This is a genomic window from Leifsonia aquatica (assembly GCF_014190775.1).
In the GTDB taxonomy this organism is placed as follows: domain Bacteria; phylum Actinomycetota; class Actinomycetes; order Actinomycetales; family Microbacteriaceae; genus Leifsonia; species Leifsonia aquatica.
On sequence record NZ_JACHVP010000003.1, the window covers coordinates 239,670 to 263,343 of the forward strand.

At 70.5% G+C, this 23,674-nt stretch carries 21 protein-coding genes and 1 pseudogene; 16 read left to right on the top strand and 6 right to left on the bottom strand.

The features are described 5' to 3' along the window. Positions 1 to 21: 21 nt before the first annotated feature. A complete protein-coding gene (locus tag FHX33_RS14450; RefSeq protein WP_021764871.1) occupies positions 22 to 501 on the top strand; it encodes a nucleoside deaminase in 480 nt (159 codons plus the stop codon). A gap of 55 nt (positions 502 to 556) precedes the next feature. On the opposite strand, the gene FHX33_RS14455 is transcribed toward FHX33_RS14450, so the two are convergent. After that, positions 557 to 3,145, bottom strand: coding sequence for a family 78 glycoside hydrolase catalytic domain (locus tag FHX33_RS14455; protein WP_183428655.1), 2,589 nt, complete (start codon positions 3,143 to 3,145; stop codon positions 557 to 559). Between the two features lie 172 nt (positions 3,146 to 3,317). Here FHX33_RS14455 and FHX33_RS14460 point away from each other — a divergent pair, with 172 nt between their 5' ends. After that, on the top strand, positions 3,318 to 4,349 hold the full coding sequence (locus FHX33_RS14460; protein WP_183428656.1) for a LacI family DNA-binding transcriptional regulator: 1,032 nt from the start codon (positions 3,318 to 3,320) through the stop codon (positions 4,347 to 4,349). A 3-nt stretch (positions 4,350 to 4,352) separates the two neighbouring features. Here the strand turns inward: FHX33_RS14460 and FHX33_RS22190 are convergent, their stop codons facing one another. Beyond that, the gene (locus FHX33_RS22190; protein WP_021760773.1) at positions 4,353 to 5,261 is read right to left on the bottom strand and encodes a CPBP family intramembrane glutamic endopeptidase; all 909 of its coding nucleotides are present in this window, start codon (positions 5,259 to 5,261) and stop codon (positions 4,353 to 4,355) included. 97 nt (positions 5,262 to 5,358) lie between these two features. Here FHX33_RS22190 and FHX33_RS14470 point away from each other — a divergent pair, with 97 nt between their 5' ends. From FHX33_RS14470 to FHX33_RS14520, 11 genes are all read left to right on the top strand, one after another. Beyond that, positions 5,359 to 5,955: a class I SAM-dependent methyltransferase gene (locus tag FHX33_RS14470; RefSeq protein ID WP_021760775.1), complete on the top strand. Its 597-nt coding sequence runs from the start codon at positions 5,359 to 5,361 to the stop codon at positions 5,953 to 5,955. 140 nt (positions 5,956 to 6,095) lie between these two features. After that, positions 6,096 to 6,878: an aquaporin Z gene (aqpZ, locus tag FHX33_RS14475; RefSeq protein WP_021760777.1), complete on the top strand. Its 783-nt coding sequence runs from the start codon at positions 6,096 to 6,098 to the stop codon at positions 6,876 to 6,878. Between the two features lie 99 nt (positions 6,879 to 6,977). Continuing rightward, complete coding sequence (cspE, locus tag FHX33_RS14480; RefSeq protein ID WP_021760779.1) at positions 6,978 to 7,181, top strand: transcription antiterminator/RNA stability regulator CspE; 204 nt, start codon at positions 6,978 to 6,980, stop codon at positions 7,179 to 7,181. Between the two features lie 117 nt (positions 7,182 to 7,298). After that, entirely contained in the window at positions 7,299 to 8,654 is a 1,356-nt protein-coding gene (gad, locus tag FHX33_RS21715; protein ID WP_021760781.1) for a glutamate decarboxylase, read from the top strand. 58 nt (positions 8,655 to 8,712) lie between these two features. Beyond that, a complete protein-coding gene (locus FHX33_RS14490) occupies positions 8,713 to 9,315 on the top strand; it encodes a TetR family transcriptional regulator (RefSeq protein WP_183428657.1) in 603 nt (200 codons plus the stop codon). A gap of 84 nt (positions 9,316 to 9,399) precedes the next feature. Then, positions 9,400 to 11,100, top strand: a complete 1,701-nt coding sequence (locus FHX33_RS14495) for an MDR family MFS transporter (RefSeq protein WP_246397396.1) — start codon at positions 9,400 to 9,402, stop codon at positions 11,098 to 11,100. Between the two features lie 115 nt (positions 11,101 to 11,215). Next, positions 11,216 to 11,500, top strand: coding sequence for a hypothetical protein (locus FHX33_RS14500; RefSeq protein ID WP_021758324.1), 285 nt, complete (start codon positions 11,216 to 11,218; stop codon positions 11,498 to 11,500). A 50-nt stretch (positions 11,501 to 11,550) separates the two neighbouring features. Continuing rightward, positions 11,551 to 11,952, top strand: a complete 402-nt coding sequence (locus tag FHX33_RS14505; RefSeq protein WP_039921192.1) for an SRPBCC family protein — start codon at positions 11,551 to 11,553, stop codon at positions 11,950 to 11,952. A gap of 96 nt (positions 11,953 to 12,048) precedes the next feature. Then, positions 12,049 to 12,606: a dihydrofolate reductase family protein gene (locus FHX33_RS14510; RefSeq protein WP_021758326.1), complete on the top strand. Its 558-nt coding sequence runs from the start codon at positions 12,049 to 12,051 to the stop codon at positions 12,604 to 12,606. Between the two features lie 233 nt (positions 12,607 to 12,839). Continuing rightward, positions 12,840 to 14,570, top strand: coding sequence for an ABC transporter ATP-binding protein (locus FHX33_RS14515; RefSeq protein WP_039921187.1), 1,731 nt, complete (start codon positions 12,840 to 12,842; stop codon positions 14,568 to 14,570). Between the two features lies 1 nt (position 14,571). Then, positions 14,572 to 16,563: an ABC transporter ATP-binding protein gene (locus tag FHX33_RS14520; protein ID WP_021758328.1), complete on the top strand. Its 1,992-nt coding sequence runs from the start codon at positions 14,572 to 14,574 to the stop codon at positions 16,561 to 16,563. A 68-nt stretch (positions 16,564 to 16,631) separates the two neighbouring features. Here FHX33_RS14520 and FHX33_RS14525 read toward each other — a convergent pair whose 3' ends face one another. Beyond that, complete coding sequence (locus FHX33_RS14525) at positions 16,632 to 16,913, bottom strand: hypothetical protein (RefSeq protein WP_021758329.1); 282 nt, start codon at positions 16,911 to 16,913, stop codon at positions 16,632 to 16,634. 140 nt (positions 16,914 to 17,053) lie between these two features. On the opposite strand from FHX33_RS14525, the gene FHX33_RS14530 reads away from it, so the two are divergent. Beyond that, positions 17,054 to 18,016, top strand: coding sequence for a formylglycine-generating enzyme family protein (locus FHX33_RS14530; protein ID WP_021758330.1), 963 nt, complete (start codon positions 17,054 to 17,056; stop codon positions 18,014 to 18,016). A gap of 20 nt (positions 18,017 to 18,036) precedes the next feature. On the opposite strand, the gene FHX33_RS14535 is transcribed toward FHX33_RS14530, so the two are convergent. Further along, positions 18,037 to 18,579, bottom strand: a complete 543-nt coding sequence (locus FHX33_RS14535) for a type 1 glutamine amidotransferase domain-containing protein (RefSeq protein ID WP_021758331.1) — start codon at positions 18,577 to 18,579, stop codon at positions 18,037 to 18,039. A gap of 55 nt (positions 18,580 to 18,634) precedes the next feature. Between FHX33_RS14535 and FHX33_RS14540 the strand changes: the two genes are divergently transcribed. Further along, the gene (locus FHX33_RS14540; protein ID WP_021758332.1) at positions 18,635 to 19,459 is read left to right on the top strand and encodes an aldo/keto reductase; all 825 of its coding nucleotides are present in this window, start codon (positions 18,635 to 18,637) and stop codon (positions 19,457 to 19,459) included. Here the strand turns inward: FHX33_RS14540 and FHX33_RS14545 are convergent. After that, positions 19,401 to 20,645 (bottom strand): MFS transporter, encoded by a 1,245-nt coding sequence (locus tag FHX33_RS14545; protein ID WP_021758333.1) that lies wholly within the window; start codon positions 20,643 to 20,645, stop codon positions 19,401 to 19,403. The two genes, FHX33_RS14540 and FHX33_RS14545, sit on opposite strands and share 59 nt — an antisense overlap. A gap of 210 nt (positions 20,646 to 20,855) precedes the next feature. Between FHX33_RS14545 and FHX33_RS14550 the strand changes: the two genes are divergently transcribed. Further along, positions 20,856 to 21,431, top strand: coding sequence for a TetR/AcrR family transcriptional regulator (locus tag FHX33_RS14550; RefSeq protein ID WP_039921190.1), 576 nt, complete (start codon positions 20,856 to 20,858; stop codon positions 21,429 to 21,431). Between the two features lie 103 nt (positions 21,432 to 21,534). Here the strand turns inward: FHX33_RS14550 and FHX33_RS14555 are convergent. After that, positions 21,535 to 23,671, bottom strand: a pseudogene (locus FHX33_RS14555) (S9 family peptidase). Between the last annotated feature and the right edge of the window lie 3 nt (positions 23,672 to 23,674).

Sequence of the window (23,674 nt, forward strand, 5' to 3'; positions counted from 1 at the left end):
AGCGCTCGGTAGGCTCGCAGCATGACTGACATCTCCGCCGATCTCGAGCATCTCCGCCGCGCCATCGCCGTCGCCGATGCGGCCCGCAGCCACGGCAACCACCCGTTCGGCGCCATCCTGGTCGCCCCCGACGGGTCGGTCGCGCTGGAGGCGGAGAACACGGTCAACACGGAGAAGGACATCACGGGGCACGCCGAGACGAACCTCGTGCGCCTGGCCGGCCGCGCCATCCCGGGCGACGAGCTGCCGGGCTACACGCTGTACACCTCGTGCGAGCCGTGCGCGATGTGCTCGGGCGCGATCTACTGGTCGGGCATCGGCCGCGTGGTCTACGCGCTGCCCGAGGAGGCCCTCTACGCGATGACCGGCGACCACGCGGACAACCCGACGCTCGCCCTCCCCTCGCGCACCGTGCTGGCCGCGGGGAGCCGCGTCATCGAGGTCTCGGGCCCGCACCTCGAGGAGGAGGCCGCCGCCTCCCACCAGGGGTTCTGGGGATAACCGCTCGCGAGAGGTGACTTGTTGCGGGTGAGGCGGGGGTTTTACCCGCAACAAGTCACCTCTCGGCGGAGGCGGCGGGCGCGGGGACGGTGAACGTCCAGGTGTGGGTGCCCGAGCCGACGGTCACGGGCGAGGGCCCGCCGGGCAGGTGCACCTCGGCGCGGGAGTTGGCCGGCACGATCGCGGAGAGCTCGACGCGGTCGCCCTCGCGGGTCCACGCCACCTCGGCGAGGCCGTACGGGGTCTCGTGGGCGCAGCGCACCCGGTCGAAGCCCGCGTAGCCCGCCGGATCGATCCGGATGGTGCGGTAGCCGGGGGAGGCCGGGGCGAGGCCGCCGAGGGAGCGGTGCATCCAGTCCACGATGCTGCCGAGCGCGTAGTGGTTGTAGCTGGTCATCTCGCCGGGGTTGACCGTGCCGTCGGGGAGGAGGGAGTCCCAGCGCTCCCAGACGGTGGTCGCGCCGAGGAGCACCTGGTAGAGCCAGGACGGGTTCTCGGTCTGGAACAGGAGGCGCAGCGCGTCGTCCACGTGGCCCGTGGCAGTGAGGGCGTCGAGCAGCACGGGAGTGCCGAGGAAGCCGGTGGGGACGCGGTGGCCGCCCTCCGCGACGAGCTCGGCCAGACGGTCGCCGAAGGCCGCACGGCGCTCGGGGCGGCCGCCGTCGAGGTCGAACGCGAGGGCGAGGGCGTACGCGGCGGGGGCGTCGGAGGCCAGACGGTCGCTGTCGCGCAGGTACTCGCGGTCGAACGCGATCCGGGTGTCGGCGGCGTGCGTCGCATAGCGCGAGGCGGCCTCCTCGTCGCCGAGGGTGCGTGCCGCGCTCGCCGTGAGGTCGAGCGAACGGACGAGGTAGGCGTTCGCGACGAGGTCCGGGTCGGTGCGCGCATCCATCGGCCGGTCCGGCGGTGCGGCCGGGTCGAGCCAGTCGCCGAACTGGAAGGGCGCCCGCCAGAGGCCGGCGTCGTCCGTGCGCGACAGGATGGCGTCGCACCAGGCGGCCATCTGCAGGAACTGGTCGGCGAGCGCGCGGCGGTCGCCGAAGCGCTCGAAGAGGGTGGCGGGGACGACGGTGGCGGCGTCGCCCCACCCGGCGGCCGGGGCGGCGCCCCACTCGCCGAGCACGTTCGGCACCACGTACGGGCACACGCCGCCGTTGCCGCGCTGCTCGACGGCGACATCCCGCAACCACGAGGCGAGGAAGGCGTCGCTGTCGTAGAGGAAGGAGGCGGAGGGGGCGAAGACCTGGGCGTCGCCGGTCCAGCCGAGGCGCTCGTCCCGCTGCGGGCAGTCGGTCGGCAGGGAGAGGAAGTTGCCGCGCATCCCCCAGACGGCGTTCTCGTGCAGGCGGTCGATCAGCGGGTCGGAGGTCTCGAGCCAGCCCGTGCGCCGCAGGTCGCTGCCGAGCACGACGGCGCTGACGGCGGCCGGGTCGGGGTCGTCCCAGCCGTCGACCTGCGCGTAGCGGAAGCCGTGGAAGGTGAACTCGGGTTCGAGCGTCTGCTCGCCCGCGCCGGAGAGCACGAACGTGTCGGTCGCGGCGGCGAAGCGCAGCGGGCGGAGGGCGAGCTCGCCGTGCTCCAGGACCTCGGCGTGACGCAGGGTGATCGTCTGCCCCGCCCGGCCGGAGACGCGCAGGCGCAGGCGGCCGACGAGGTTCTGACCGAAGTCGAGCACGGTCGCGCCCGACGGCGTGGTCAGCACCTCGACGACGGGGAGCAGCTGCGTGCGGCGCACGGGCTCGGCGCGCTCGGCCTCCGGGATCACCGTCGTCGGGGAGGTGCGCACCGGGGCCCAGCCCGCATCGTCGAAGCCGGGTGCGTCCCAGCCGGGGGCGGCGCGGCGGGTGTCGACCGTCTCTCCTTGGTAGAGGCTGGAGGAGACGATGGGCCCGTCGCCGGTGGCGCGCCACTGCTCGCCCGTCTCGATGGTCTCGACGGTGCCGTCCGCGTACTCGACGCGGACGAAGAGCGTCACCGCCGGCTGGTCGCCGTAGAACCGCTTCCCCTGGCCGGCGAAGCCGAACTCCTCGGTCCACCAGCCGCCGGCGAGGCGGACCCCGATCGCGTTGCGGCCAGGAGAGAGCAGGCCGGTGACGTCGGTGGACTCGTGGATGCGGCGCTCCTGGTAGACGGTCCAGCCGGGCTTGAGCACGGCGTCGTCCACGTCCCGGCCGTTGATCGACACCTGGTAGACGCCTTCGGCGGCGGCGTACAGGAGGGCCCGGGAGACCGGGCGGTCGAGAGAGAACTCGTGCCGCAGGGAGACGGGCTGCGCCGGTGCCGCGGGGTCGGCCAAGGCGATGGTGGGCGCGGTCCACTCGCCCGCCGCGAGGAAGACGGCGCGCACGGCGAGCGGGGCGCTCCACTCGGAGGTGCTCCCGTCGACGCCGGTGACGCGCACGCTCAGCTCGCCGGACTCGTGCGGGGCGAGCGGAGCGAACGGCCACTCGACGAACGACGACTCCGCGGTCTCGAGGGTCGCGGTCCGGTCGCCGAAGCGCAGCTCGACGCTCCGCTGCCACCAGTCCGGGAGGTCGGACTCGACGAGCCAGCCGAGCTGCGGGTCCGGGACGCTCGCGAGCGCGGCATCCCGTCGCCGGTCGACCCTGACCTCGGTGATGCGGACGGGGTGGGATGCGGACACGGTGTCTCCTCGGGGCGCACGACGGCTGTAGATCGATATACACACGGATGTCCGCCCCACGTTACCGAGCGGCTCCGACCCCGTCAATCGATATACGGGCAGCCGCGATCTCCGCTAGATTCGCCACGGCGGCCGCGCACACGGCCGCGCCGACGGCGAAGGGAGCTCGACCATGACCGACGGGTCGCGCCCCGCGTCACTGCGCGCCGCCACCCTCGCCGACGTCGCCCGCGAGGCCGGCGTCTCCCCGGCGGCGGTCTCCAAGGTCATCCGCGGCGCCTACGGTGTGAGCGACGGGATGCGCGAGCGCGTCGGAGCGGCGATCGAGCGACTCGACTACCGGCCGCGGACGGCGGCGCGGGCGATGCGCGGGACGACGACGACCTTCGGCATCACCGTGCCGCAGCTCGGCAACGAGTTCCTCACGACGGTGGTCCGCGGCGCCGTGGCCGCGCTCGACGGCACCGGGTTCGACGTCATCCTGGCGCCCTCGGAGTTCGCGTCGTCGATGCACGCGGTGGAGAGCCTCCTCGACCGTCAGGTCGCGGGAATCGTCGCGATCGCGCCGCCCTCCGATCCCGAGCGGCTCGACCGGCTCGCGCGCCACGTCCCGCTCGTGCAACTCGGCGGGCACCAGTACTCGGAGCGGTTCGACACCGTCGCCGGCGATGACAGGGCGGGCGCGCGGCTCGTGGTCGACCACCTCCTGGGCCTCGGGCACCGACGCATCGCCCACCTGACCCGCGCGTACGCGGCCGAGGACGAGCAGCGGGTGGACCCGCACTCGCTGCGGCTGGTCACGTACGCCGCCGCGATGCGCACCGCCGGCGCTGAGCCGCAGGTCACGCAGTCGGAGGCGTCGGAGGAGAGCGCGCACGCCGCCGCGCTTCGCTTGCTCGACGGCGCCGACCGGCCGACCGCGATCTTCGCGGCCAACGACACCCTCGCCCTCGGGGTGCTTCGCGCCGTCGCCGAGCGCGGGCTCACCGCCGCGGACGTCTCGGTCGCCGGCTACGACGACATCGACATCGCCCGGCATCCGCTGCTCGACCTCACGACGGTCGATCAGCGCGGAGACGAGATGGGGCGCACCGCGGCGACCATGCTGCTGGAGCGGCTGGACGGGCGGACGGAACCGAGGCGGTTCTGCACCGACCCGCGGTTACGCGTCCGCGGCACGACCCGCCCCGCACCCGTCGGCTGACGCTCAGGACAGCGTCGTCGCGGGCGGCTTCAGTCCGTACGCGGCCTCGCGGTCGACGCGACCGCGCACGAAGATCAGCGGGACGAGCGCGACGATCATGACGACGATGTTGCCGAGACCGGCGATCCCCGCGAGCGGACCCGGGTGGAGGGAGCCGCCCGTGGCATCGATCCCGCCGGTGAGCAGGAAGAGGCTCGGGTCGGTGGAGGCGTGCAGCAGGATGGGCCAGATCAGGTTGCCGGTCACCCGCAGGGCCGTGTACATCACCAGGCCGAACGCGAACGTGTAGACCACCGTGAATCCCACGGCGAGGGGGCTCTGGCCGCTGAGGATGTTGCCCGAGTGCATGGCGGCGAAGAGCAGGGAGGACAGCAGCATCACGCTGCGCTCGCCGTAGCCGCCGCGGCGCAGCAGGTTGACGGCGAAACCGCGGGTCACCACTTCTTCGGCGAAGCCGATGAACAGCCCGGAGATCAGCACGGCGGCGACCGCTCCCGCATTCCAGCCGGGGTAGTCCGCGCTGACGAAGCGCAGGACGTTGAACAGGATCACGACGCCGACGCCGATCCACATCCACCACGAACCCCGGATCGGCTGGGGGCCGAACAGCTCCTTCAGCCAGCCGAGCGAGAGCGCGAAGACGACGAGCAGGATGCTGCCGACCACGATCGGCGCGCCCACCGCGATGAACGTGCTGACGCCGTTCGCGAAGATGTCGTGCGGGTCGATCAGGCCGCCGAACGCCAGGCCGATCAGCCAGCCCGCGAGCTGGTAGAGGCCGTAGTAGACGGCGATGACGAGCAGCGCCTTCCACCAGCCGCCGCGGTTCCAGAACCGCCGCCAGCCCGACTCGGCCGTGTGCTCCGCGCCGCGCGGCTCCTGCTGGACCTGCTCCTGCTGTTCCGAACTCACGGGGCTCCCTCCGCCTCGTCTCGCGAGCCGGACGGCTCGCGTCACACTTTATCGGTGGCGGTGAGCCGTCGAGCGCGGAGAGTGGAATACTCGCGCTATGGCCACGGACGCCGAGGAGCTCTGGGACGACCACGCCGACGCCTTCGACGAGGCCGCCGACCACGGCCTGCGCGATCCGGACGTGCGGGAAGCCTGGCGGAGCCTCCTCACCCCGCTCCTCCCGGAGCCCCCGGCACGCGTGTGCGATCTGGGATGCGGCACCGGGAGTCTCTCGCTCCTCGTCGCCGCAGCCGGCCTCGCCGTGACCGGCCTCGACATCTCCACCCGGATGCTCGGGATCGCTCGCGGCAAGGCTGCCGCCGCCGGGGTCGACGTCGACTTCGTGCACGGGGACGCGGCCGATCCACCGCTCCCGGCCGCCTCGTTCGACGCGGTCCTGTCGCGCCACGTGCTCTGGTCGTTCGCCGATCCTGACGCCGTGCTGGCGCGCTGGGTCGCCCTGCTCCGTCCGGGAGGTCGGCTCATCCTGATCGAGGGCTCGTGGTCGACCGGGGCCGGGCTGACGGCGGAGGAGTGCCGGGCCGCCGTGCTCCGCCACCGCACGCACGCGGATGTCCGGTCGCTCTCCGCGGACGAGCGGCTCTGGGGTGGTCCGGTCGACGACGAGCGCTACGTGATCGTCAGCCGGTCCTGAGCCCGAGTCCGGCTGGCCCAGCGGCCACCATCAGCCCGTGACGCTCCGTCATATTCGCTGCGCGTTCCCGGTGCGTTCGCTACGTTGACCGTGGGAGTCTCCTCCCGATCGTCTCGAGATCACACCCGCCAAGGAGAGCCATGTCCGAAACCGTCCCTCCCGCCACCGTCTCGGCGGCGCCCACCGCTCCCGTCGCACCGACGCTCGGCGCGCGCCTCGCCGCCGAGGTCGCCGGCACCTTCGTCCTCGTCTTCGGCGTCATCGGCACCGCGATCTACGCGGCCGGTTTCAGCGGAGGCGACGGCGGGCTGAACGTCGGGTTCCTCGGCGTCGCGCTCGCGCTCGGCCTCAGCGTCGTCGTCTCGGCCTACGCGTTCGGACCGGTCTCGGGCGGCCACTTCAACCCGGCCGTCACCCTCGGCCTGGCGATCGCCGGCCGTTTCGGCTGGAAGGACGTCGTCTCCTACATCGTCGCCCAGATCGTCGGCGGCATCATCGCCACCTCCCTCCTCGTCGCCATCGCGGCGGGCGCACCGGACGGCTTCCTCGCCGCAGCGCAGAAGGGCGGCTTCGCCTCCACCGGCTGGGGAGAGCTCTCGCCGGGCGGATTCCCGCTCATCTCGTCGCTGCTGATCGAGATCATCACGACGGCCGTGTTCGTCTACGTGATCCTCGGCGTGACCAGCTCCCGCGCGGCCGACGGCTTCGGCCCGCTCGCGATCGGCCTCACGCTGACGCTGCTCGCGCTCATCACCATCCCGGTGTCGAACGCGTCGTTCAACCCGGCCCGTTCCATCGCGACGGCGATCTACGGAGGGCCCACCGCACTCGGCCAGCTGTGGCTCTCGATCGTCGCCCCGATCGTGGGAGCGCTCATCGCCGGCGCAACATCGCGACTTCTCTTCGACAGAACCAAGGCGTAAAACCGGCTTTTCGCGTATCCTGGACATCGCGCTTTCCGTAAGCAGCTCCGGAACGGTTCCGGCGGCGTCGGTCATCGCAGATTGAAAGAAGAAAAAACGATGGCAACTGGCACCGTCAAGTGGTTCAACTCCGAAAAGGGCTTCGGCTTCATCGCCCCGGACGACGGCTCGGCCGACGTGTTCGCTCACTACAGCGAGATCACGGGCAACGGCTTCCGCAACCTCGAAGAGAACCAGAAGGTCGAGTTCGAGGTGACGCAGGGCAACAAGGGCCCGCAGGCCTCCAACATCCGCGCTCTCTGAGCCTCCCCGAAGCGCCCCGTCCGATTCGTCTGGCGGGGCGCTTCGTGTTTCCCGGCGCGGTCGCTGCCCTCGTCCCGTGCGTTGCCGCGCCCGGGCGCCGCCGTTAGCATCGGCCCCATGACGCCTCAACGATTCGTCCCCGAAGGCTCCATCACACCGGCGTACACCGGGAGGCTGTCGCGGCAGAGCCCGCCCGACCGGCTCCCCGCCGAGCCCACCGATCCGGACGGCGTCTACCGCCTCATCCACGACGAGCTCCTGCTCGACGGCAGCTCCCGCCTGAACCTCGCCACCTTCGTCACGACGTGGATGGAGCCGCAGGCCGAGATCCTGATGGCGGAGTCGTTCGACAAGAACATGATCGACAAGGACGAGTACCCGTCCACGGCCGCCATCGAGCGCCGGTGCGTCTCCATCGTCTCCGACCTCTTCCACGCCGAGCCCGGGGAGCCGACCGGCGCTTCCACCGTCGGCTCGAGCGAAGCGGTCATGCTCGCCGGCCTCGCGCTCAAGTGGCGCTGGCGCGCCCGGCGCGGGCTGACCTCCGGGGGCACGCCGAACCTCGTCCTCGGCTCCAACGTGCAGGTCGTGTGGGAGAAGTTCTGCCGCTACTTCGAGGTGGAGCCCCGCTATCTCCCCATGGAGAAGGGGCGCTACGTCATCACGCCCGAGCAAGTGCGGGATGCGGTCGACGAGGACACGATCGGCGTCGTCGGCATCCTGGGCACGACCTTCACGGGCGAGCTGGAGCCGATCGCCGAGATCTGCCAGGTGCTCGACACCCTCGCCGACTCGGGCGGGCCGGACGTCCCCGTGCACGTGGATGCGGCCAGCGGCGGCTTCGTCGTGCCGTTCCTGCACCCGGACCTGGAGTGGGACTTCCGCCTGCCGCGCGTGGTCTCGATCAACGTGAGCGGTCACAAGTACGGGCTGACCTATCCCGGCATCGGCTTCGTGGTCTGGCGCTCGCCCGACCACCTGCCGCCCGAGCTGGTGTTCAACGTCAACTACCTCGGCGGCGAGATGCCGACCTTCACCCTCAACTTCTCCCGCCCCGGCAACCAGGTCATCGGCCAGTACTACAACTTCGTGCGGCTGGGCCGGGGAGGTTTCACCGCGATCATGAGCGCCCTGCGCGACACAGCGGTGCGCATCTCCACCGGGCTGGCGAAGGAGGAGGACCTCCGGGTGCTCACCGACGGCACGGCCATCCCCGTCATCGCGTTCGAGGTGAAGGAGGACGCGCCGTTCACCGTGTTCCAGGTCTCGCACGAGCTGCGCGCCCGCGGCTGGCAGGTGCCGGCGTACACGATGCCGGCGAACGCGGAGGATGTCGCGGTGCTGCGCGTCGTGGTCCGCGACGGCTTCAGCGCCGAGCTCGGCGACGACCTCGTCGCCGACGTGCGCGCGGTGTGCGCCGAGCTGCGCACCGGCGACCCCAGCCGCATCCCGAAGACCGCGTTCTCGCACTAGCCGCAGGGCACTCCCGCTCACATTGCACTTTCAGCTAGAGGGTGCAAGATTGCACTTCGTGAGCGAGAGTGCAAGGTCGACGCGAGAGCGTCGCAAAGAGGAGACCGCCCGCGGTCTGCGCGAGGCGGCCCGTCGGCTGACCATCGAGCGCGGGCTCGCCGGGTTCACGGTCGAGGAGCTCTGCGAGGAGGTCGGCGTCTCCCGCCGCACCCTCTTCAACTACTACGCGTCCAAAGAGAACGCGGTCATCGGCATCCCCGTCGATCTCGACGAGTCCGGAGCCGCCGAGCGGTTCCTCGCCGAGGGCCCGCGGGGCATCGAGCACCTCCTCGACGACCTGATCGCCCTCAACCTCGCGCGCTGGGATTACGGCGGCCTGACCGTCGCCGACATCCACGACCTCATCAAGGCCGTCGATCGCGAGCCGCGCCTCGCCGCGCACATGCTGAAGATGGCAGGCGAGGGCGAGCGGGAGGACATCCTGCTCGTCGAGCGCCGCGAAGGGCTCCCGTCGGGCGACCTGCGCGCCGCCGCCGCGGTCCAGCTCGCCGGCGGACTGCTCCGGGCCAGCGCCGAGGAGTTCTTCCGGCCCGAGGGCTCGGACGACCTCCCGGCCATCATCCGCCGCCGCATCGACGCCGTCCGCGAGCTCTTCGCCTGACGCTCGCCTGACGCCCGCCCCCTGATCACGCCTCACGGCACCACCCGCATCCCACCCCGCACCACCCGAGAACGAACGGACCCCATGACCGCCATCGCGCCTGCGCCACTGCTGCTGACCAAGCGGCGCATCTGGATCATCTTCAGCGCACTGATCGCCGGGATGCTGCTCAGCAGCCTCGACCAGACGATCGTCTCCACCGCCATGCCGACCATCGTCGGCGACCTCGGCGGCGTCGAGCACCAGGTGTGGATCACCACCGCGTACATCCTCGCCACCACCATCGTGATGCCGGTCTACGGCAAGCTCGGCGACGTGCTGGGCCGCCGGTGGCTGTTCATCATCGCCATCGCGATCTTCACCGCGGCCTCCATCGGCTGCGCGTTCGCAGGCGACTTCTGGACCTTCGTGGTGTTCCGCGCCATGCAGGGTCTCGGCGGCGGCGGTCTGATGATCCTGTCGCAGGCGATCATCGCCGACATCGTGCCCGCCAACGAGCGCGGCAAGTACCTCGGCCCGCTCGGCGCCATCTTCGGCCTCTCCGCCGTCGCCGGTCCGCTGCTCGGCGGCTTCTTCGTCGACCACCTGACCTGGCAGTGGGCGTTCTACATCAACATCCCGGTCGGCATCGCCGCGCTCGTCATCGCCCTCTTCGCGCTGACCCTGCCGAGCAAGCGCGCCACCAACCCGATCGACATCCTCGGCATCCTCTTCCTGTCGATCGCGACGACCTGCCTCATCTTCTTCACCGACTTCGGCGGCGACAAGGACCACGGCTGGGGCTCGTTCGCGACCTGGGCGTGGGGCATCGGGATGCTCCTCGCGGCCGTCGCGTTCGTGATCGCCGAGGCGCGCGCCAAGGACCCGATCATCCCGCTCAGCCTGTTCAAGAACCCGATCTTCATCAACGCGACCGCCATCGGCCTCGCGCTCGGCATCGGGATGTTCGCGGCCATCGGCTTCGTGCCGACCTTCCTGCAGATGTCGTCGGGCACCTCGGCCGCCGCCTCCGGCCTGCTGATGATCCCGATGATGGTCGGCCTGATCGGCACCTCGATCGTGTCGGGCATGGCGATCACCAAGACCGGCAAGTACAAGCTGTACCCGATCCTCGGCACGATCATCACCGGTATCGCCATGGTCTGCATGACGACGCTGGCCGCCTCCACCCCGATCTGGCTCATCTGCGTCTACCTGTTCATCTTCGGCGCCGGGCTCGGCCTGATCATGCAGGTGGTCGTGCTCGTGGTGCAGAACGCGGTCCCGGCCGCGCAGATCGGCACCGCGACCTCCACGAACAACTACTTCCGCGAGGTCGGCGCGGCGCTCGGCACCGCCGTTTTCGGCACGCTGTTCACCACCCGCCTGGGCGAGAACCTGAAGGACGTCTTCACTCGGGCCGGAGCCTCGCCGTCCGACGCGGCCGGCGCGACGGCGACGCTGAGCCCGGAGGCGCTGAACAAGCTTCCGGAGGCCGTGCACACCGGCGTCGTGAACGCCTACGCGGACGCGCTCGCCCCGGTGTTCTGGTACCTCGTGCCGTTCATCGCGGTCGCGCTCATCCTCGCCCTCTTCCTCAAGCAGATCCCGCTGTCGGACCAGGCCGGGCTCGTGGCCCGCGGTGAGGCCATCAGCGGCGAGGAGGCGGAACGCCTCGAGGCCGAGCAGCGCGGCGGCCGGGTGACCGCCGGCGCCGGTGCGGGAAGCGGGAGCGGAGGCGGGGGTGCCGTCGGACCGGGTGCCGGAGGCGCGAACGTCGCGCCGCCCACCGAACCCGAGGCCTGACTCACCGCGAAACGCCGTTCCGCTCGTACCGGAACGGCGTTTCGCGTACCCGGGGCGCCTAACGCGCTGCTCCGCCGTGCCGATAGTGGGCCAGTACCCGACGAGAAGGACCCCCATGGACGCCGACCCGACTCCCGCCCAGCTCCGCCGCGATCCCGTGGACGACGTCCCGGTCGTCGCCGACCCGTCCCACCTCTCGCGCACCGAGCGCAACCCGTACTGGCGCGAGTTCTGGATCAGCGCCGTGGTCGCGGCGCCGGCCGGCGTGATCTCCGGCGTGGTCCAGGTGAGCCGGGACACGCCTCCGGTCGACGCGATCCTCGGCGGCTCGATCGTGTTCCTCGCGGTGACGCTCATCACCCCGCTCATCCGCCACGCGGTCCTGCGCCGCTCGCGCTGATCGCACGCGCGGCCTAGACGCGGGGTCGCATCCGGTCGAGCATGGTCGGCATGAGCGGTCTCACCGTCGACCGGCGCATCCCGGCCCCTCCCGAGCGTGTCTGGCGTGCGCTCACCGACCCCGCCGAGCTCGCGACCTGGTTCTGGCCGCCGCGCTTCGAGACCGTCGTCGAGCTGGATGCGCGCGAGGGCGGTCCGCTCCGCATCGCGTCCGGTCCGGCGGCGATGGCCGTGACCGGCACGGTGACCGCCGTCGACCCCGGACACGGGCTCTCCGCCACCTGGCGCTGGGACGGCGAGGACCTCGAGACGCGCGTCACCATCGCGCTCACCCCGGACGGCGACGGCACGCGCGTCACCGTGCGGCACGACGGGTTCGCGGACGGGGAGGCCGCCGGCGAACACGTCCGCGGCTGGAACGACTGCCTCGACCGCCTGCCGGGCGCGCTCTGACGTATGGATGCCCCGGGCCTGACGTCCGGCGGCGTCCTGTCCTAAGCTGTTCGGCAGCGGACGGCCCTGCCTGTCGGCCGGTCGGAAGGGGAAGCCATGGGGACCATCGCAGTGCACGAGTTCGTCTCGCTCGACGGGGTCTTCCAGGATCCGAGCTGGACCGCCGAGTACGGCTTCGACCCCGCGATGGGCGACGACATCGGCCGCATCACGCGCTCGGCCGACGCCATCCTGCTCGGCCGGCGCACCTTCGAGATGTTCGCCCCGGCGTGGTCGACGCGCACCGCGGCCGACGACCCCGGCGCCCCGTTCTTCAACGACTCCACGAAGGCCGTCGTCAGCAGCACGCTCGACGACGCGGCCACCGAGGCCGCGTGGGGCAACTCGCGGTCGCTCGGCGCCTACGACGCCGGCCGCATCCGCGAGTACAAGGACAGCGTCTCCGGCGGCCTCTACATCAGCGGCAGCGGAACCCTCGTGCGCGCGCTGCTCACCGACGGACTGGTCGACTCGCTCCACCTCTTCGTCTACCCGGTCGTGCTCGGCACCGGTGCGCGACTCTTCCCCGACGGCTCGGCACCGGCGAAGCTGCGCCTGCGGCACTCCGAGGCCTACGACAACGGCGTGCTGCACCTGCACTACTCGCCCGCCTGACACACCTCGCCCGGCGCCGGATTGCGGTCACGACATGACCGCAAGTCCGCATAGCGTCGGGAGAGTCCACTCCTCCGGACACGTAAGTCGGAGGCCCGCGCTACCGTAATCGGTGTTCGAGATCACTCAGACAGCGACGTCATAGCGGCGGCCTTCCGGCGTCGTGTTTGACTGGGGCACTTGTGCTCCAGCCTCCCGGCACCTCACCAGCACTGCGACACACAGGAATTCTCGTGACTCTTCTCCGAATGGCTCTGCGGTTCGGTCGTCCCTATTGGCGGTCGGCCCTCGCGGTCGTGATCCTCCAATTGATCGCGACCCTCGCGGCCCTCTACCTCCCGACCCTCAACAAAGACATCATCGACAAGGGCATCGTCACCGGCGACACCGGATTCATCTGGTCGACCGGCGGGATGATGCTCATGGTCTGCTTCGTGCAGGTCGTCGCGGCCATCGCCGCCACCTACTTCGGCGCCCGCGCGTCGATGTCGGTCGGCCGCGACATCCGCCGCGACTTCTACCGCAAGGTGGACTCCCTCCCCTCGCTCGACCTGGCCCGCTGGGGCATGCCGACGCTGATCACCCGCAACACGAACGACGTGCAGCAGGTGCAGATGCTCGTGCTGCTCACGCTCAACTTCATGGTGTCGACGCCGATCATGTGCATCGCCGGCATCATCCTGGCCGTGCAGGTGGATGCGGGGCTCTCGTGGCTCATCTGGGTCTCGGTGGCCATCCTGTTCGTGGTGGTCGGCCTCCTGGTGTGGCTGCTGCTGCCGCTGTTCCGCCAGATGCAGGAGCGCATCGACGGAGTGAACGGCGTCATCCGCGAGCAGATCGTCGGCATCCGCGTGATCCGCGCGTTCGTCCGCGAGAAGTTCGAGAGCCTGCGCTACGACGAGGCCAACCTGGCCCTGACCCGCGTCTCGGTCCGGGTCGGCAACATCTTCGTGCTGATGTTCCCGCTCATCATGCTGATCCTCAACGCCGCCACCGCCGCCGTGCTGTGGTTCGGCGGGCACCGGGTCGGTGCGGGCGACATCCAGATCGGCGCGCTCACGGCCTTCCTGCAATACCTGCTGCAGATCCTCACCGCGGTCATGATGGGCGTCTTCATGGCGATGATGATCCCGCGTGCGATCGTCTGCGCGGAGCGCATCGACGAGGTGCTCAGCGCCGTCCCGTCGCAGGGGCAGGGCGCGCATGCCGCCGAGCTCCCCGCCGACGGCCGCGTGGAGATCGAGGGCGTGACCTTCGGCTATCCCGGTGCCGAGAAGCCGGTGCTGAGCGACGTGTCGTTCACCGCCGAGCCCGGGAAGATCACCGCCATCGTCGGCTCGACCGGGTCGGGCAAGAGCACTCTGGTCTCGGTGATCGCCAACCTGTTCACGCCGCAGACCGGGCACGTGCGCATCGGCGGCGTGGCCGTCGACGCCCTCAGCCGGCAGCAGCTGGCCGGCCAGCTCGGGCTCGTGCCGCAGCGGCCGTACCTGTTCTCGGGCACGATCGCCAGCAACCTCCGCTTCGGGCGTCCGGACGCCACGGACGAGCAGCTGTGGGAGGCGCTGCGCATCGCCCAGGCCGAGGACTTCGTGCGCGCCAAGGAGCACCGCCTCGACGAGCGGATCTCCCAGGGCGGCACGAACGTGTCGGGAGGTCAGCGGCAGCGGCTCTGCATCGCCCGCGCGCTCGTCGCCCAGCCGAGGGTGTTCCTCTTCGACGACTCGTTCTCGGCTCTCGACGTGGCGACCGACGCCCGCCTGCGCGCCGCGCTGGCGGAGTCGACCGGCGATGCGACGGTCATCGTCGTCGCCCAGCGCGTCTCGACCATCCGCGAAGCCGACTCGATCGTCGTCCTCGACGACGGCCGGGTCGTCGCCCGCGGCACCCACGACGAGCTGTTCGAGACGAGCGAGACGTATCGCGAGATCGTCGAGTCCCAGCTGAGCCTGGAGGTGGCCTGAGATGGCACGCGACAAGAAGACGAAGCGCGGCGCCGCCGGCGCGACCGAGGCCGACCGCGCCGCCCGCGAGAGCGCCGTCGAGGCGACCCTCGAAGAGGTCGACTACGAGTACACGCCGGGGGAGTCGGACGGCGACATGTTCGGCGACGCCCCGGCGCGCAAGGCCGAGAACTTCTGGCCGTCGTTCAAGCGCCTCCTCGGGCTGCTCGGCGCGGAGTGGGTCGGGATGACCTGGGTCACCCTGCTCGTCGTGATCTCGGTCGCGCTCGTCGTGATCGCGCCCCGGATCCTCGGTCAGGCGACCGACGTGATCTTCTCCGGCGCCGTCGGGACGATCGACGACAAGGGCACGCTGATCCCGGGCACCGGGATCGACTTCGTCCAGCTCGGCCGGCTGCTGATGATCGTGCTCGCGATGTACATCGTGGCGTCGCTCCTGCAGTGGTGGCAGGGCTACATCCTGAACGCCCTCGTCATGCGGGTGGTCTACGGCTTGCGCCGCGACATTGAGACGAAGCTCAACCGCATCCCGCTGCGCTACTTCGACGCCCGCCAGCGCGGCGATCTGATGTCGCGCGTGACGAACGACGTCGACAACATCCAGACCGCGCTGCAGCAGGCGTTCTCGCAGCTGATCCAGTCGGTCCTGATGGTCGTCGGAATCGGCATCATGATGTTCATCGTGTCGTGGCAGCTCGCGCTGATCGCGCTCATCTCCATCCCGCTGTCCGGCGTCATCGCCGGCGTGATCGGCAGCCGGTCGCAGAAGCTGTTCAAGCAGCAGTGGGCCTCGACCGGCAACCTGAACGGTCATATCGAGGAGTCGTACTCGGGTCTCGACCTGGTGCGCGCCTTCGGTCGCGACGGCGTGATGCTGGAGGAGTTCGACGGCCGCAACCAGAAGCTGTACCGCTCGATGGTCGGTGCGCAGTTCGTCTCGGGCATGATCATGCCGGCGATGAACTTCGTCTCGTACCTGTCGTACGTGCTGATCGCCGTCGTCGGCGCGCTCCGCGTGGTGTCGGGCCAGATGACGATCGGCGATGCGACCGCGTTCATCCAGTACTCGCGCGAGTTCTCGCAGCCGATCGGGCAGATCGCCGGCATGGCCAACATGCTGCAGTCGGGCGTCGCCTCGGCCGAGCGCACCTTCGAGTTCCTGGACGCGGAGGAGCAGACCCCCGACCACGAGACGCAGCACCTCCCGGAGCGCGCCGACGGACGGGTGGAGCTCGACGACGTGGAGTTCTCGTACGACCCCGAGACGCCGCTCATCCAGGACCTCAGCCTCTCGGTGAAGCCGGGTCAGACGGTCGCGATCGTGGGGCCGACCGGAGCGGGCAAGACCACGCTGGTCAACCTCATCATGCGGTTCTATGAGCTGAACGGCGGGGCCATCCGCCTCGACGGCATCGATACCACCGACCTCTCGCGGTCGGAGCTGCGCGGTCAGGTCGGGATGGTGCTGCAAGACGCCTGGCTGTTCTCGGGCAGCATCCGCGAGAACATCCGGTACGGCCGCCTCGACGCGACCGATGAGGAGGTCGTGGAGGCCGCCAAGGCCACCATGGTCGACCGCTTCGTGCGCCAGCTGCCCGACGGCTACGACACGGTCATCGAGTCCGACGGCGGCAACGTCTCGGCCGGCGAGCGGCAGCTGATCACGATCGCGCGGGCGTTCATCGCGAACCCCTCGCTGCTGATCCTGGACGAGGCGACCTCGTCGGTCGACACCCGCACCGAGCTGCTCGTGCAGCACGCGATGGCGGCGCTCCGCACCGACCGCACGTCGTTCGTGATCGCGCACCGCCTCTCCACGATCCGGGATGCCGACACCATCCTGGTGATGGAGAACGGCAGCATCGTGGAGCAGGGCGATCACGCGACGCTCCTCGAGCGTCGCGGCGCGTACTACGACCTCTACATGACCCAGTTCCGCGGCGCCGCCGCGGAGGCCGAGTCGGAGTCCGAGTCGAGCGCGCAGCCCGCGTAGCTCGCCGACAACGCGAAAAGTGCGCCGTCTCGCATCGAGACGGCGCACTTTTCGCGTTCTGGGCGGCTCTAGGCCAGCGCGCCGATGGCGAAGCTGACCGAGCCCTGCTCGTCGACCTGGGCGTCGAGCACCTTGTCGTCGAGCGCTGCGGCGGCTCCCTCTTCGAGGAAGAGGCGCGCACCTCCCGCGTCCACGATCTGGTCGGCGGGGTCGGGTGTCTCCGACACGGCGGCCGCGAAGGCCGTGTGCTCCGGGTTGCTGCTGCTGATGCGCAGTCCCGCGTCGTCGGCCGGCGACTGGTCGGTAAGGGTCTTGACGATCGTGCTGGCGTTCTCAGTGAGGGTGAGCATGTGCTCTCCTTCCGTTCGATGTCTCCAGGAGCCAGCCACGTTCCCGCGCCTCCGTCGGGCCCGCAACCCCGATGCATCCCATTGCCAGGAAACACTCACGAAGGCTCGGCACGCGGCCCGATCCGCGACAGAATGAGCGCATGACGGACTCGCACGACTGCTGCGCCCCCTCCCGCGCCGATCTGTTCCTGGGCGTTCGGGCGGAGTCCGTTCCGACTCCGGCGGCCGCGCCGGGCCGTCATCCGATCGCTCAGGCGAGCATCCCTGCCCAGACGTTCACGATGGGCGACGCCCACGGCGACGACCGCTGGCACGACGGCGAGACGCCGCTGCACGCGGTGACGCTCGAGGCCTTCACCATCGACACCACGAGCGTCACCAACGCCGCGTTCGCCGCCTTCGTCGACGCGACGGGCTACCGCACCGAGGCCGAGACGTTCGGCTACTCCGCCGTCTTCCACCTCGCGCTCGCGGCCGACGATGCGGACGTACTCGGACAGCCTCCCCAGACCCCGTGGTGGCTCGGCGTCGCCGGCGCGGACTGGCGGCATCCGGGTGGCCGTCATTCCGGAATCGATGGCATGGACGACCACCCCGCCGTCCACCTGAGCTGGAACGACGCCGTTGCCTACTGCGAGTGGGCCGACCGGCGACTCCCCACCGAGGCCGAGTGGGAGGCCGCCTCCCGCGGCGGCCTCGAGAGCGCGCGCTACCCGTGGGGCGACGAGCGCGGCGGCGTCGAGGAGGAGCCGGGAGGCTGGCGTGCGAACATCTGGCAGGGGGCATTCCCCGACCGGAATACGACTGCCGACGGCTACCTTGCGACCGCCCCCGTCCACACGTTCGAACCCAACGCGTACGGACTGTGGCAGACCGTGGGCAACGTGTGGGAGTGGGTCGCCGACTGGTACGACCCCGGCTACTACGCGGTGTCGCCCGGCTCCGACCCCCGCGGGCCGGAGCACGGGGCTCAGCGCGTCATGCGCGGCGGATCGTTCCTCTGCCACGACTCCTACTGCAACCGGTACCGCAACGCGGCGCGCTCGTCGAACACCCCGGACTCGTCCATGGCGAACACGGGGTTCCGCACCGTCGCGCGCTGAGCGCGGCCGGCGTTCCTGGCCTACCCCAGCGCCGCGAGCAGCTCCCGGTTGAACGCGGGCAGGTCGTCGGGCTTGCGCGACGAGATCAGGGTGAACGGTCCGTCGTCGACCACGACCTCCTCGTCCACCCAGGTCGCTCCGGCGTTGCGGTAGTCGGTCTGGAGGCTCGGCCAGCTCGTGAGCCGGCGGCCGTCGACGACGCCCGCCTCCACCAGCACCCAGCCGCCGTGGCAGATCACCGCGATCGGCTTGCCCGCGGCCGCGAACTCCTGCACCAGCTTCACCGCTCCGGGGAACGTGCGCACCTGGTCGCCGTTCGCGACGCCGCCCGGCAGCACCAGCGCGTCGAAGTCGTCGGCCGACGCCGCATCCAGCGTCACGTCCACCGGGAAGCGGTCGGCCGGCGTCAGGTGCTCGAACGCCTGCACCTCGCCCGAATCCTTCGAGATCAGCCGCGGAGTGCCTCCCGCGTCGGCCACCGCCTTCCACGGCTCGGTCAACTCCGCCTGCTCGATGCCCTCGGGTCCCACCAGGAATGCGATCGTTCGTCCGTCTGCAGTCATGTCGTCTCCTTACGTCACCTCCACTGGTACGCCGGGGGAGCGGGAGAATGAACCCATGACGAGCATCCCCCAGGTCACTCTCAACGACGGCAGCAGCATCCCGCAGCTCGGCTTCGGCGTCTACAAGATCCCGGAGGCCGAGACGGTGGATGCGGTGCTCGCCGCTCTCGACGCCGGATACCGGCACATCGACACGGCTGCGTTCTACGAGAACGAGCGCGGCGTGGGGGAGGGTGTGCGTCGCAGCGGCCTCGACCGCGACGACGTGTACGTGACGACCAAGGTGTGGTGGACCGAGAACGGCTACGACTCGACCCTGCGGTCGTTCGATGCGAGCCTGGAGCGGCTCGGCTTCGACACGGTCGACCTGTTCCTCATCCACTGGCCGGCGCCGAAGCACGACAAGTACGTCGACACCTGGCGCGCGCTGGAGCGCATCCGGGAGGAGGGCCGCGCCCGGTCGATCGGCGTCGCGAACTTCCACACGCACCACCTCGACCGGCTCGCCGCGGAGACCGACGTCGTCCCCGCGGTCAACCAGGTCGAGCTGCACCCGTGGCTGCCGCAGGAGGAGGTGCGCCGTTACGACCGCGAGCACGGCATCGTGACCGAGGCCTGGTCGCCGCTGGCGCGCGGTCGGGTGCTCGCCGACCCCACGCTGGACGGGCTCGCGCGGAAGCACGGCGTCACGCCGGCGCAGGTCGTCATCCGCTGGCAGCTGCAGCTCGGCAACGTCGTCATCCCGAAGTCGTCCACGCCCGCGCGCATCCGCGAGAATCTCGACGTCTTCGGCTTCGAACTCGACCAGGACGACCTCGCCGCTATCGCCGCGCTCGAGACCGGCGAGCGGACGGGGAAGGACCCGGACGACCTGGGGTGACCGGGCGCCCGACGAGGGTCGCGATCCAGCCGACGGCGACGATGCCGGCGGCGACGAGGAGGACCGGGGCTCCGCCGAGGCCATCGAAGAGCAGACCGCCGGCGAAGGCGCCGACGGCGATCGCGCCGTTGAAGACGCCCGACCACATCGCAGAACTCCGCTCCACCAGCGCCGGATTGGCGGACCGGATCCACGCCTGCGTCGCGACGCCGATGGCGCCGTATCCGGCTCCCCACAGCGTCAGCACGGCGAAAGCGGTCCAGATCGTGGCGACGGCGAAGGGGAGGAGCGCGGTGCCCAGTGCGATGGTGCTGAGCGCGATCAGCAGCACGACGCGGGGGCGGTCGGCGGCGAACGGGCCGAGGACGGCGTTCCCGACGATGCCGGCGAGACCGAACGCGGCCAGGGCTGCCACGACGAGAGGCGGAGTGATGTCCGGGTCGGTCTCGAGGACCGGCCGGATGTACGTGTAGGCCATGAAGTGCCCGGTCACCACGAGGGCGGTGATGGTGAATCCGGTCCGGACCCCTCGGTCGTGCCAGGGGAGGAAGATGCCCGCGAGGCGCGCACGTTCGACGACCGGGAGCCGCGGCATCGCCACGAGGGCGCAGAGCGCAGCCGTCGCACTCAGTGCCGCGACCGCCCAGAAGGCCGCGCGCCATCCGGCGAGTCCAGCGATGAACGTCCCCGCGGGCAGACCGAGGACCATGCCGATCGAGGTGCCGGAGAAGATCGCGGTCATCGCCCGGCCGAGGTGAGCCGGATCCGCCAGCCGCGGACCGAGTCCACCCGCCGACGCCCACACCACGCCCATCGAGACGCCGATGAGGACGCGGGCGACCGCGAACATCGCGAAGCTGGTGGAGAGGGCGCTCACGACATTGGCCAACGCCAGGAGCGCGAGGAACCCGACGACGAGCGTGCGCCGATCCCCGCGACCCGCGATCACGGGCGTGAGAGGAGCGACGATCGCCGCAAGGACGCCCGTGATGGTGAGCGACATGCCCGCGAGCCCGGTGTTCACCCGCAGGTCCGCGGCGATCGACGGGAGAATCCCGACCGGCATCATCTCGGCCGTGACGACGGTGAAGGTCGACAGCGCCACCGCGAGCACCGGAGCCCACCGGAAGGCGGGGACGGGAGGCGGGGTCGAGGGCGCCACGGGGTCGGTTCGCTGAGTCGTCATGGGGAGGAGCCGCTTTCGTCCGGTGGGCGGATACATACGCCGCGTATGTGGATGACGGTATTCACATACGACTCGTATGTCAATTCACATGCGCCGCGTATGCGAGCTAGACTGGAGCCCCACCCCGGACGACCCCCACCCCCGGACGACGGAGAATCGATGGCTGCGACCTCCACAGCACACAAGCCCGAGCGTCGTTCGCGCGCCCAGATGATCGACGAGACGCGGGACCAACTGCTCACAGCCGCGCGGGCGCATTTCGCCGAGCACGGGTACGCGGGGACCTCCATGGACGAGCTGACGGCGTCCGCCGGGCTCACCAGGGGCGCGCTGTACCACCACTTCGGCGGCAAGCAGGGACTGCTCGAAGCGGTCGTGCGGCAGCTCGATGCGGAGCTGTGCGCCGCGCTGAGGACGATCCTCACTGGCCACGACGATCCGCTCGTCGCGCTCGACGAGCGCAGCCGTGCCTACATCGAGAAGACCCAGTCGGCCGAGTTCCAGCGGATCATGTTCACCGACGCGCCCGCCGTCATCCCGGACGCCGTGGAGGAGACGTCGGCCGCGTGCATCGCGACCCTGGCCGAGGTCGTCGAGGAGGCCCGGGCCCGCGGCATCGTCGCCGAGCACGTGTCGCCGGTGGCGATCGCGACCATGCTCAACGGGGCGCTCGCGGATGCCTCGCGCTGGGTCGCCGCCGCGTCCGGGTCGGATGCGAGCAGACGTCGCAGGGTCGCCATCGAGTCGGCGTCCGCGCTCATCGGAGGCCTCCGCACGAACCGGTGACCCCGCGGCGGTGCGCTCCTCCCGAGTGCCTGACTGCGGTGCTGCGGGACATCTGCGGCTGCTCGCCGCGCCGCAGATGTCCCGAGGGACCGCAGCCGCGGGACTACTCCCCGGTCGGGTGCGCCCCGATCACGTCGAGCATCCACGCCAGCGAGAACGCGCGCTCGCGCCAGGCGGAGTAGCGGCCCGAGACGCCGCCGTGCCCGGCTGCCATCTCGGTCTTGAGCAGCGCATCCGCGCCGGCGACATCCCGCAGCTTCGCGACCCACTTCGCCGGCTCCACGTAGAGCACGCGGGTGTCGTTCAGGCTCGTGACCGCGAGGATCTTCGGATAGCGCGCCTCGTGCACGTTCTCGAGCGGCGAGTACGACTTCATGTACGCGTACACGTCGGCGTCGTGGAGCGGGTCGCCCCACTCGTCCCACTCGATCACGGTGAGCGGGAGGGAGGGGTCGAGGATGCTGGTCAGCGGGTCGACGAACGGCACCTCGGCGAGCGCCGGCGAAGTACTTCGGCGCCAGGTTGGCGATGGCGCCCATGAGCAGACCGCCGGCGCTGCCGCCCTGGGCGACGAGCCGGTCGGGGGAGGTCCAGCCCTCGTCGAGAAGGTGGCGCGCCGAATCGACGAAGTCGGTGAACGTGTTCTTCTTGTGCAGCTTCTTGCCGTTCTCGTACCAGAGCCGGCCGAGCTCGCCGCCGCCGCGCACGTGGGCGATCGCGAAGACGACGCCGCGGTCGAGCAGGCTGAGGCGCGGGATGCCGAACGACGGGTCCATGCTGGCCTCGTACGACCCGTAGCCGTAGAGCACCATAGGGGCGGGCTCGCCCGGCGTCACGAGGTCGCGGCGGTAGACCAGGGAGATCGGGATGCGGGTGCCGTCCTTCGCCGTCGCCCACTCGCGCTTCTGCTCGAACAGCCCGGGGTCGAACTCGCCGAGCACCGGCTGCTGCTTGCGCAGGGTCAGTTCGCGGGTGCGCACGTCGTAGTCGTAGACGCTCGACGGGGTGACGAAGCTGCCGTAGCCGAGCCGCAGCGACGGCTGGGTCCACTCGGGGTTGCCGCCGACGCCGACGGTGAAGAGCTCCTCGTCGAAGTGCAGCTCGTGGAGGGTGTCGTCGCTCGATCCGCCGTCCTCCGGGATGCACGCGACGGCCACGCGGGTGAGGCCCTCGCGCCGGTACTCCAGCGCCACGAAGTCGCGGAACGCGTCCACCCCTTCGATCCGGACGGCCGGGTTGTGGGGGAGGATCGTCTTGCGCGGCCCCTGCGGGTTCTCGGCGGAGACGCTCACCAGCTCGAAATTGACGGCCTCGTCGTTGTGGACGATGAGGAGGCGGTCGTGGCCGCCGACCACCACGTGCTCGATGTCGTACTCGACGCCGTCCTTGCGCGGCCAGACGACGGTGAACTCGCCGGTCGGGTCGTCCGATGACAGCAGCCAGGCCTCGCTGGTGACGCTGGACCCGGCTTCGATGACGAGGAAGCGGCGGCTCCGCGTCAGCCCCACGCCGATCCAGAAGCGCTCGTCCGGCTCGTGGAAGACCTGCACGTCCTCCTCGCCGTCCGGGCCGATGCCGACCCGGTGCCGCCAGACGGTGTCGGGCCGCCACGCGTCGTCGACGGTCGTGTAGAAGATGTGCTCGCCGCTCTGGTCGAAGAGCGCGCCGGCGCCGGTGCCCTCGATCTCGTCGGGGAATGCGTCGCCGCCGGCCGTCAGGGACCGCACGCGGATCGTGTACCGCTCGTCGCCCTCGGTGTCGACGCCGTAGAGCAGCCGCGTGCCGTCGGCACTCACGTCGAAGCTGCCGAGCGCGTAGAAGTCGTGCCCGTCGGCCTCCACGTTGTCGTCGAGCAGGATCTGCTCGCCCGGCAGCCCTTCGACCTGTGCTCTGTCGTCGAGTGCCGGCGGCTCCCAGTCGTCGGGGGAGGCGATGGGGGCGCGGCAGTGGATGCCGTACTGCTTCCCCTCCACGGTGCGCGTGTAGTACCACCAGTCGCCCTCGCGCACCGGCACGCTCAGGTCGGTCTCGCGCGTGCGTCCCTTGATCTCCTCGAAGATCTGCTCGCGCAGCAGCGACAGGTGCTCGGTGCGTGCGTTCGTGTACGCGTTCTCCTCGTGCAGGTGCGCCAGCACCGCCGGGTCGTCCTTGTCGCGCAGCCACTCGTACTCGTCGATGTAGACGTCTCCGTGCTGGATGCGTTCGGTCGGCTTCTTCGCAGTGACGGGCGGGGTGAGCATGTG

Bases quoted from the DNA above. Each gene is read 5' to 3' on its own strand.
- FHX33_RS14525 (WP_021758329.1), bottom strand. From the start codon at position 16,913: ATGCTCACCCTCACTGAGAACGCCAGCACGATCGTCAAGACCCTTACC.
- FHX33_RS14510 (WP_021758326.1), top strand. From the start codon at position 12,049: ATGGGGACCATCGCAGTGCACGAGTTCGTCTCGCTCGACGGGGTCTTC.
- FHX33_RS14520 (WP_021758328.1), top strand. From the start codon at position 14,572: ATGGCACGCGACAAGAAGACGAAGCGCGGCGCCGCCGGCGCGACCGAG.
- cspE (WP_021760779.1), top strand. From the start codon at position 6,978: ATGGCAACTGGCACCGTCAAGTGGTTCAACTCCGAAAAGGGCTTCGGC.
- FHX33_RS14545 (WP_021758333.1), bottom strand. From the start codon at position 20,645: ATGACGACTCAGCGAACCGACCCCGTGGCGCCCTCGACCCCGCCTCCC.
- FHX33_RS14460 (WP_183428656.1), top strand. From the start codon at position 3,318: ATGACCGACGGGTCGCGCCCCGCGTCACTGCGCGCCGCCACCCTCGCC.
- FHX33_RS14540 (WP_021758332.1), top strand. From the start codon at position 18,635: ATGACGAGCATCCCCCAGGTCACTCTCAACGACGGCAGCAGCATCCCG.
- FHX33_RS14450 (WP_021764871.1), top strand. From the start codon at position 22: ATGACTGACATCTCCGCCGATCTCGAGCATCTCCGCCGCGCCATCGCC.
- FHX33_RS14505 (WP_039921192.1), top strand. From the start codon at position 11,551: ATGAGCGGTCTCACCGTCGACCGGCGCATCCCGGCCCCTCCCGAGCGT.
- FHX33_RS14535 (WP_021758331.1), bottom strand. From the start codon at position 18,579: ATGACTGCAGACGGACGAACGATCGCATTCCTGGTGGGACCCGAGGGC.
- FHX33_RS14470 (WP_021760775.1), top strand. From the start codon at position 5,359: ATGGCCACGGACGCCGAGGAGCTCTGGGACGACCACGCCGACGCCTTC.
- FHX33_RS14495 (WP_246397396.1), top strand. From the start codon at position 9,400: ATGACCGCCATCGCGCCTGCGCCACTGCTGCTGACCAAGCGGCGCATC.
- FHX33_RS14500 (WP_021758324.1), top strand. From the start codon at position 11,216: ATGGACGCCGACCCGACTCCCGCCCAGCTCCGCCGCGATCCCGTGGAC.
- FHX33_RS14550 (WP_039921190.1), top strand. From the start codon at position 20,856: ATGATCGACGAGACGCGGGACCAACTGCTCACAGCCGCGCGGGCGCAT.
- aqpZ (WP_021760777.1), top strand. From the start codon at position 6,096: ATGTCCGAAACCGTCCCTCCCGCCACCGTCTCGGCGGCGCCCACCGCT.
- gad (WP_021760781.1), top strand. From the start codon at position 7,299: ATGACGCCTCAACGATTCGTCCCCGAAGGCTCCATCACACCGGCGTAC.
- FHX33_RS14530 (WP_021758330.1), top strand. From the start codon at position 17,054: ATGACGGACTCGCACGACTGCTGCGCCCCCTCCCGCGCCGATCTGTTC.